The sequence below is a fragment of the Segeticoccus rhizosphaerae genome (genome assembly GCF_009192725.1).
Classification (GTDB): Bacteria; Actinomycetota; Actinomycetes; order Actinomycetales; family Dermatophilaceae; genus Segeticoccus; species Segeticoccus rhizosphaerae.
On the sequence record NZ_VOHR01000585.1, the window covers coordinates 1 to 1,156 of the forward strand.

The 1,156-nt window shown below is 74.7% G+C and carries 2 protein-coding genes; one reads left to right on the forward strand and one right to left on the reverse strand.

What is annotated here, in order from left to right:
• A partial coding sequence (locus FRW57_RS21840; RefSeq protein WP_203230490.1) for an alanine racemase occupies positions 1 to 180 on the reverse strand: 180 nt, incomplete at its 3' end.
• 149 nt (positions 181 to 329) lie between these two features.
• Here FRW57_RS21840 and FRW57_RS21845 point away from each other — a divergent pair.
• Complete coding sequence (locus FRW57_RS21845; protein ID WP_137119848.1) at positions 330 to 1,019, forward strand: acyl-CoA-like ligand-binding transcription factor; 690 nt, start codon at positions 330 to 332, stop codon at positions 1,017 to 1,019.
• Positions 1,020 to 1,156: the final 137 nt, after the last annotated feature.

Consider the following 1,156-nt stretch of genomic DNA (forward strand, 5'->3'; position numbering starts at 1 on the left):
ACAGGGCAGGAGCCCGTGTCCGTAGGCGTCCGCCTTGACCACGGCCATGACCTGGGCGCTGCCGGCGCGCCGCCTCAACTCGGTCACGTTGGCGCTGACGGCGGCCAGGTCGACCGTCGCCCGGGCCGTCGCCGCGTGCACGGCGATCGCCGGGGACGACTGTGCTGACGCGGTGCTCATGGCGCCAGTCTGTCAGCCCCGAGTCCGCGCTGCTGGCACCGGGGACTCCGTGTCGACCGGCTCGGGCCCGGCGGTGTCCTGCTCGATCTGCAGCATCTGCCATGACGCAGAACGGACAGGAAGAGCCTCGGGTGCCTAGACTCCGGCCCATGAGCCCCGAGCGGACCGGCTCGACCGGGACCCCCGCGCCGGGGCACGCGCGTCCGGCCGACCTGGCACCGTTCCCGCTCGACGACCTCGCTGCGGTCGGGGGGCTGCGTGAGCGCAAGAAGCAGGCCACTCGGCACGCCCTGCAGTCGGCCGGGCTCTCGTTGGTCGACGAGCGGGGTCTCGAGCGCGTGACCGTGCAGGAGATCGCCGAGGCGGCGGACGTGTCACCGCGCACCTTCTTCAACTACTTCCCCACCAAGGAGGCCGTCCTCGTCGGCAGCGATCCGACCGGCCCGCAGCGGCTCGCCGAGAGGTTCCTCGCCCGCCCCGACGCCGAGCCGCCCCTGGTCGCCCTGCGCGCGGTCTTCCTCGCCCAGGCCGAGGCCATCGCCGAGAGCCAGCCGCTGTGGCAGCTGCGCCAGCGGGTGGTTCAGCGCAACCCGTCGCTGTGGCCGGCGCTGGTCGGGGCGAGCGCCGACACCGAGCGCCTTCTCGCCGAGGCGGTCGCCGAGCGCACCCGGGCGGCCGCGGACGACCCCTACCCGGCGCTGGTGGCGGCCGTGGCGGCAGCGGCCATGCGCACCTCCATGCAGCACTGTGCCGCAACGGGATTCGCCAAGCCGGTCGCCGAGCTCGCGGAGTCGGCCTTCGACGCGCTCATCGCCGGGCTCCCTCCTCCGGGGGACTGAGGGGCGTCGTCGGCCGGCCTGGCACCGGTCGCACCGCGCAACCAGCGCGGCGCGACCGCCAGCCGATCGGAGCCGTCAGCGCCGCAGCAGGTCCGCCACGACAGCGGGTATGGCGTGTGCCACGCCCGTGGCTCGGA

Bases quoted from the DNA above. Each gene is read 5' to 3' on its own strand.
- FRW57_RS21845 (WP_137119848.1), top strand. From the start codon at position 330: ATGAGCCCCGAGCGGACCGGCTCGACCGGGACCCCCGCGCCGGGGCAC.